The organism is Acidovorax sp. JG5 (genome assembly GCF_017939685.1).
Taxonomy (GTDB): domain Bacteria; phylum Pseudomonadota; class Gammaproteobacteria; order Burkholderiales; family Burkholderiaceae_C; genus Acidovorax.
Window position 1 is genome coordinate 189,225 of record NZ_JAGKSE010000005.1, and the last position, 7,452, is coordinate 196,676.

The following is a 7,452-nucleotide window of genomic DNA, read 5'->3' on the forward strand; positions in this document are numbered from 1 at the left end:
TTTGTCTATAAGCGCTGCAAGCTATTAAAAAGTGAGTAATCAGGCTTTGGCGGCGTTCTGGCCCAAGGCAATCTTGAGCAGGTCGGCCACGGTGTTGGCGTTGAGCTTTTCCATGATGTTGGCGCGGTGCGCCTCCACGGTCTTGATGCTGATGCCCAGGTCGTCGGCAATCTGCTTGTTCAGACGGCCGGCGACGATGCGTTCGAGCACCTGGGCTTCGCGGCCCGTGAGCTTGGACAGCAGGGCATCGCGGCTGGCGGCTTGCTGGTAGCCGGCAAAGGCCTCGCGGGCGTGGTCCAGCATGCGCTCGACCAGGCCCACCAATTCTTCTTCGTCGAAAGGCTTCTGGATGAAATCGAGCGCGCCTTTCTTCATGGTGTTCACGGCCATGGGTACATCGCCGTGGCCGGTGATGAACACGATGGGCAGGGGCGATTTGCGCTCGATCAGGCGGTCCTGCAGCTCCAGCCCGGTCATGCCGCCCATGCGGATGTCCACGATCAGGCAGGCCACCTCGCGCGGGTCGTAGCGCGAGAGAAAGGTTTCGGCCGAATCAAAGCAGCGTACCCGGTAGTCCTTGCCCTCCAGCAGCCACTGCAGGGAGTCGCGAACCGCCTCGTCGTCATCCACCACGTAAACGGTGCCTTTGTTCGGAATCAAACTCATGCAATTGTCCTTGGGGGTTGTGCGTTTGCTACAGAATTTGTAGTGGCATCCACAGGCTTGGCAAGCGGAAGCCAGAAGGAAAACCGGCAGCCTGTGACCTCGGAACCATTGTAGAGGTTCTGTGCCTGCATTCGGCCGTGGTGCGACTCGACGATGCTGCGGCACAGGTTCAGTCCCATGCCCATGCCTTCTTCCTTGGTGGAAAAGAAGGCTTCGAACAGGTGTTCGAGCACCTCGGGCGCCAATCCCTTGCCTGTGTCCTGCACGGAAAACTCCACCACGTCGCGGTCTTCGATCTGCTTGGGCACGACGCGCAGCTCCACGCTGCGCCCGGACGTGGGGCGGCTGGCCATCTGGATGGCCTCGGCACCGTTCTTCATGAGGTTGACGAGCACCTGTTCGATCAGGATGGTGTCTGCCATCACGGGCGGCAGTCGCGCGGCGATGTAGTGGGTCAGGCGCACGTTGTGGCGGCGCAGCTCGATGTCGGCCAGCTCGACCGCCTCGCTCACTATCGAATGCACATCGGCCAGTGCGCGATTGGGTTCGCTCTTTTTCACGAAGGCCCGGATGCGCTGGATGATCTGCCCTGCGCGCTGCGCCTGGTGGGCTGTTTTTTGCAGGGCCGTCAGCAGCGCTTCTTCGGTCAGCTGGCCGCTCTGGATGCGCGAAACCATGCCGCTGCAGTAGTTGTTGATGGCGGTGAGCGGCTGGTTGAGTTCGTGCGCCACGCTCGACGCCATCTCGCCCATGGTGATCAGGCGGCTGACCGACTGGGCTCGCTCGGCCTGCCGGGCTGCCTGCTCCTCGGCAAGGCGGCGCGGCGTGATGTCGGTGGCAATCACCATCTGGGCCAGTCGCCCGTCCACCCAGTTGAGGTAGCGTGAACGTACTTCGAGCCATTTACCCAGGTCGGGCAGGTAAATTTCGGTGTTTTCCGTCCGTGCGCTGGTCAGCGAGTCGGTGGGCAGGCCCATCAGGCCGTCCTCATCGTCCATGCCTGCAGGGCTGCTGACCGCCGCCGGCACCACGCCCGCCTGCGCCACCAGCTGCAGGTGGCCGACGGTTTGCGAGCCAAACCACTGGCGGTAGAGCTTGTTGGCAAACAGCAATTCCTGGCTGCCCAGCGGCGCTACCGAGACCGAGGCGTCCAGCGACTCCAGCACGATGGTGAAGCGCTCGTAGGATGCAGACAGCTGCTCGCGGATGCGGTTGGGCTCGGTGATGTCGGTCATCGACGTCATCCAGCCTGTTTGCTGGCCATGGGCGTCGATCAGCGGCGACACATACAGGCGTGCATCAAACTGCGTGCCGTTCTTGCGCCGCACGCGCACATGAAACCCGCCCCCCAGGGTTTTGCCACTGAGCTCGTCGCGCAGCTTGGCATACAGCGCCTCGTAGTCGGATTCGGGCCAGTAGGGGAAGGGAGCTGTCAGGCCCACCAGCTCGGTCTCGCTCCACCCCGTCATCTGGCAGAACGCTGCATTCACATAGGTGATGCGCCCTTGCAGGTCCAGGGCGCGCATGCCGGTGAGCACGGAGTTTTCCATGGCCCGGCGGAAGTTGGTTTCCGCCACCAGCGCCTGCTGGGCCTGCATCCGGCGGCGGGTGTGTCGCCAGGTGGCAATCAGCATCCAGGCCGTCATGGCGCTGAGCGTGCCCACCAGCCAGAACAGGCCGTTGCCCACCACGCCCAGCGAAGTGCGGTAGGCCTGCGCACGCAGCACCAGGCCGTTGCCCACCGGCGAGACGGGCACTTCGTACTCGTTGGCGCTCGGGCTCCATGGCAGCAGTTGGGTGCTGGGGTTGCGGCGGGCCAGGGGCGTGCCTGCCAGTACCTGGTTCTTGCCATCGAGCAGCGTGACGGCATAGCGTGCCAGCACCTCGGTGGGCGTGCCATAGCGCAGCAGGCTGTCGGTGGAGTATTCCCCCAGCACAACGCCACTGAATTTGCCCTGCTGGTTCAGCGGCACCTGCAATTGCAGCAGCGGTGTGGGGTCGCCCTGCGTGGCAATGGGTTGCGAATACACGGGTTGCAGCAGGTCGTGTGCCAGCTCGTAGGCGTCTGCGGTGTCGCCGGGGGTCAGCACTTCGCCGGCCACGCGCAACTCGCTGCTGCCCAACGTGGGGGCGGCATGGCTGGCGCGGATGCGCCGCTTTTCATCGATCCAGGTGATGGCCTGCAGCTCGGGGTATTGGCTGATCAGGGATTCGGCCCGGCCGACAAACTCGGCGCGATCCAGTTCCTGGTTGGACAGGTCCCGTGCGATGCGCATCAGTTGCTCCTGGCGTTCCAGCAGACGCAGGCGCACGCGTTGCTGGGCGTATTCCACATCGCGTTTGAGGGCTTCGTGTTCGCGCTCGACTTCCTCGGCTCGCAGATACCAGAAGGCTGACACGATGGCCGCCATGAACAGCAGCACGGCGGCCAAGGGCGCCAGCGCGGCAAATCGGTCCTGCCGCGCGGGCGACAGGCTGCGCCACCAGGTGCGCCACTTGCGCGCGAGGGCGGCCATGGGAGCGGCCGGCGCGGGCTGGGCAGTGGCGGGGGTGTTGTCCATGCGGCAAGTGTAGAGGAGGCTGGAGCGGTTTATGGGCTGCCGGCTGGATGTGCGTTTGCAGCAAAATATCATTATATGAAACGACAAAGCACTATTTGAAATGATAAAAAAAATATGCGAAACTAGTGACAACGTACTAAATTGCACACCTATACACAGGAGACAAGCATGTCAGCTCAGCCCGCCCCTCTGGCCGGAAACGGCGCCGCGCCCGCGATCGACACCGATCAGCAAGAAACCCGCGAATGGATGGACGCACTGTCCGCAGTCATCGACAAAGAGGGTGCCGAGCGCGCCCACTTTCTGATCGAGCAATTGCTGGAGCACGCCCGCCAGAACAGCATCGACATGCCGTTTTCGGGCAACACGGGGTATGTGAACACCATCGAGCCCGAGCAGGAAGCCCGCTGCGCCGGCAACATCGCCATCGAAAAGCGCCTGCGCGCCTACATGCGCTGGAACGCCATGGCCATGGTGGTGCGCGCCAACCGCCTGGACCCTGCCGACGGCGGCGACCTGGGCGGGCACATCGGCTCGTTCGCATCCGTGGCCAGCATGTTTGGTGCGGGTTTCAACCATTTCTGGCACGCCGAAAGCGAGAACCACGGCGGCGACCTGCTCTACATCCAGGGCCACAGCTCGCCCGGCATCTATGCGCGTGCGTATCTTGAAGGCCGCCTGACCGAAGAGCAGCTCGACAGCTTCCGTCAGGAAGTGGACGGCAAGGGCCTGTCCAGCTACCCGCACCCCAAGCTGATGCCCGAGTTCTGGCAGTTCCCTACCGTGTCGATGGGACTGGGCCCGCTGATGGCCATTTATCAGGCGCGTTTCTTGAAGTACCTGCATGCCCGTGGCATTGCCAACACTGAAAACCGCAAGGTCTGGGTGTTCTGCGGCGACGGCGAAATGGACGAGCCCGAATCGCTGGGCGCCATCGGCCTGGCGGCGCGTGAGAGCCTCGACAACCTGGTGTTCGTGGTCAACTGCAATCTGCAGCGCCTGGACGGCCCGGTGCGCGGCAACGGCAAGATCGTGCAGGAGCTCGAAGGCGAGTTCCGTGGCAGCGGCTGGAACGTCATCAAGCTGCTGTGGGGTGCCGGCTGGGATGCGCTGCTGGCCCGCGACAAGACGGGCAAGTTGCGTCAGCTCATGATGGAAACGCTCGACGGCGACTACCAGGCCATGAAGGCCAACGACGGTGCCTTTGTGCGCAAGAATTTCTTTGGCAAGTACCCCGAGACGCTGCAGCTCGTCGAGCACATGACCGACGAGGAGGTGTTCGAACTGCGCCGCGGCGGCCACGAGCCCACCAAGGTCTACGCCGCCTTCCACGCCGCCAACGAGCACAAGGGCCAGCCCACCGTGCTGCTGGTCAAGACCGTCAAGGGCTATGGCATGGGCAAGGCCGGTGAAGGCAAGAACACCGTGCACCAGACCAAGAAGCTCAGCGACGAAGACATCAAGTACATCCGCGACCGGTTCAACATCCCGATCCCGGACAGCGAGCTGCACAAGCTTCCGTATTACAAGCCGGCCGACGACACGCCCGAAATCAAGTACCTGCACGAGCGCCGCAAGGCGCTGGGCGGCTACTTGCCGCACCGCCGCGTGAAGGCCGACGAGCACTTCACCGTGCCCGCTCTCGAAACCTTCAAGGCCATCCTCGACCCCACGGCCGAGGGCCGCGAGATCAGCACCACGCAGGCCTATGTGCGCTTTATCACGCAGCTGCTGCGCGACCAGGCCTTGGGCCCACGCGTGGTACCCATCCTGGTGGACGAGGCCCGCACCTTCGGCATGGAAGGGCTGTTCCGCCAGATCGGCATCTACAACCCCAAGGGCCAGCTGTACACCCCGGTCGACCGCGATCAGGTCATGTATTACCGCGAAGACAAGGCCGGCCAGATCCTGCAAGAGGGCATCAACGAAGCCGGCGGCATGGCCAGCTGGATCGCTGCAGCCACCAGCTACAGCACCAACAACCGCATCATGGTGCCGTTCTACGTGTACTACTCGATGTTCGGCTTCCAGCGCATTGGCGACCTGGCCTGGGCCGCCGGCGACATGCAGGCGCGCGGTTTTCTGCTGGGCGGCACCTCAGGGCGCACCACACTCAACGGCGAAGGCCTGCAGCACGAAGATGGTCACAGCCACATCCTGGCCAACACCATCCCCAACTGCGTGACTTACGACCCCACCTTCGCCCACGAAGTGGCCGTGATCATGCACCGGGGCATGAAGCGCATGGTCGAGCAGCAGGAGAACGTCTTCTACTACATCACGCTGCTCAACGAGAACTACCCCATGCCTGGCCTCACGGTGGGCACGGAAGAGCAGATCATCAAGGGCATGTACCTGTGCAAGCCCGGTGCCGAGGGCGGCACCCGCGTGCAGCTGCTGGGCTCGGGCACCATCCTGCGCGAATCGCTGGCCGCACAAACGCTGCTGGCGGCCGACTGGGGCGTGCAGGCCGATGTATGGAGCTGCCCCAGCTTCAACGAACTCACCCGCGAAGGCCAGGACGCCGACCGCTGGAACCTGCTGCACCCGCTGGAGACGCCGCGTGTGCCGTTTGTGGCGCAACAGCTGGGCACCAGCACCGGCCCCGTGGTCGCATCCACCGACTACATGAAGGCCTATGCCGAGCAGATCCGCCCCTTCATCCCCAAGGGCCGCAACTACAAGGTGCTGGGCACCGACGGCTTTGGCCGCAGCGACTTCCGCAGCAAGCTGCGCGAGCACTTCGAGGTGAACCGCCACTACATCGTCGTGGCCGCCCTCAAGGCGCTGAGCGAAGACGGCGTGCTGCCCGCCACCAAGGTGGCCGAGGCGATTGCCAAGTACCGCATCAATGCTGACAAGATCAACCCGCTGTACGCATAACCGAACCGGAGACAACAATGGCATTGGTAGAAATCCAAGTTCCGGACATCGGTGACTTCGACGAAGTCGGCGTGATCGAGTTGCTGGTCAAGCCCGGCGACACCGTCAAGGCCGAGCAATCGCTGATCACGGTGGAGTCCGATAAGGCATCGATGGAGATTCCTTCGAGCCACGCGGGCGTCGTCAAAGAGCTGCGCGTGCAGGTCGGCGACAAGGTCAAGCAAGGCTCGGTGGTGCTGACGCTCGACGTTGTGGGGGCTGTTTCTGAGTCAAATACGGCTCCAGCCCAATCGCAGCAAGCGCAAGCAGCTACTCAAACAGTAGCAACAACGCCGGCTCCCAGCGCCGCTCCTGTGGCGGCGGCAGCGCCCACCGGCCCGTTGGAAGTGCGCGTGCCCGACATTGGCGATTTCAAGGACGTGGCCGTCATCGAGATGCTGGTCAAGGTTGGCGACACCATCAAGGGTGAGCAGTCGCTGTTCACCGTCGAGTCCGACAAGGCCTCCATGGAGATCCCTTCTCCCGCCGCTGGCGTGCTCAAGGAACTCAAGGTCAAGATCGGCGACACCGTCAACATCGGCGATCTGGTGGCCGTGCTGGAAGGCGCCACCGCAGCGGCAGCACCTGCTCCTGTGGCAGCGGCAGCGGCAGCCCCCGTGGCTGCCCCCGCAGTTGCCGCAGTTGCCGCAGTTGCCGCAGTTGCCGCAGTTGCAGCGGTAGCTGTGCCTGCCGCTGCCACAGTCTCGGTGGCCGTTCCCGCTCACCAGCCCGGCACGCCCACGGCAGGCCTGCCCCATGCATCGCCTTCGGTGCGCAAGTTCGCCCGCGAACTGGGTGTGCCCATCGACGAGGTCAAGGGCACCGGCCCCAAGGGCCGTATCACCCAGGACGACGTGGCCGCCTTCACCAAGCAGGTGATGGCAGGCGCCGTGCAGACCAAGGCCCAGGCGGCCAAGGCGCCTGCAAGTGGTGGCGGCTCCGGCGTGGGACTTGATCTGCTGCCCTGGCCCAAGGTCGATTTCACCAAGTTCGGCCCGGTGGAGCGCAAGGACCTCTCGCGCATCAAGAAGATCAGCGGCGCCAACCTGCACCGCAACTGGGTCGTCATCCCGCACGTCACCAACCACGACGACGCGGACATCACCGACCTCGAAGCCTTTCGCGTGCAGTTCAACAAAGAGAACGAAAAGAGCGGCGTCAAGGTCACCATGCTCGCCTTCATGATCAAGGCTGCTGTGGCCGCGCTCAAGAAGTTCCCCGAGTTCAACAGCTCGCTCGACGGCGACCAGCTGGTGCTCAAGCAGTACTTCCACATCGGCTTCGCGGCCGACACACCCAATGG

4 protein-coding genes are annotated in these 7,452 nt (G+C 63.7%); 2 read left to right on the plus strand and 2 right to left on the minus strand.

The window, feature by feature from the left end:
- Window positions 1-39 precede the first annotated feature (39 nt).
- Window positions 40-666, minus strand: a complete 627-nt coding sequence (locus tag J8G26_RS08585) for a response regulator transcription factor (protein ID WP_210568610.1) — start codon at window positions 664-666, stop codon at window positions 40-42.
- Window positions 663-3,227, minus strand: a complete 2,565-nt coding sequence (locus J8G26_RS08590; RefSeq protein WP_210568611.1) for a PAS domain S-box protein — start codon at window positions 3,225-3,227, stop codon at window positions 663-665. Before J8G26_RS08590 ends, J8G26_RS08585 begins: the two co-directional genes overlap by 4 nt.
- A gap of 168 nt (window positions 3,228-3,395) precedes the next feature.
- Here J8G26_RS08590 and aceE point away from each other — a divergent pair, with 168 nt between their 5' ends.
- Window positions 3,396-6,110 carry a pyruvate dehydrogenase (acetyl-transferring), homodimeric type gene (gene aceE, locus J8G26_RS08595; protein ID WP_210568612.1) on the plus strand — a complete coding sequence of 905 codons (2,715 nt, stop codon included), beginning with the start codon at window positions 3,396-3,398 and terminating at the stop codon, window positions 6,108-6,110.
- A 17-nt stretch (window positions 6,111-6,127) separates the two neighbouring features.
- Window positions 6,128-7,452, plus strand: a 1,325-nt coding sequence (locus J8G26_RS08600) for a biotin/lipoyl-containing protein (protein WP_210568613.1), incomplete at its 3' end; no start/stop codon positions are given.

What these genes read in the sequence shown, in the direction of transcription:
- J8G26_RS08590 (WP_210568611.1), bottom strand. Translation starts at nt 3,227, where the DNA reads ATGGACAACACCCCCGCCACTGCCCAGCCCGCGCCGGCCGCTCCCATG.
- aceE (WP_210568612.1), top strand. Translation starts at nt 3,396, where the DNA reads ATGTCAGCTCAGCCCGCCCCTCTGGCCGGAAACGGCGCCGCGCCCGCG.
- J8G26_RS08585 (WP_210568610.1), bottom strand. Translation starts at nt 666, where the DNA reads ATGAGTTTGATTCCGAACAAAGGCACCGTTTACGTGGTGGATGACGAC.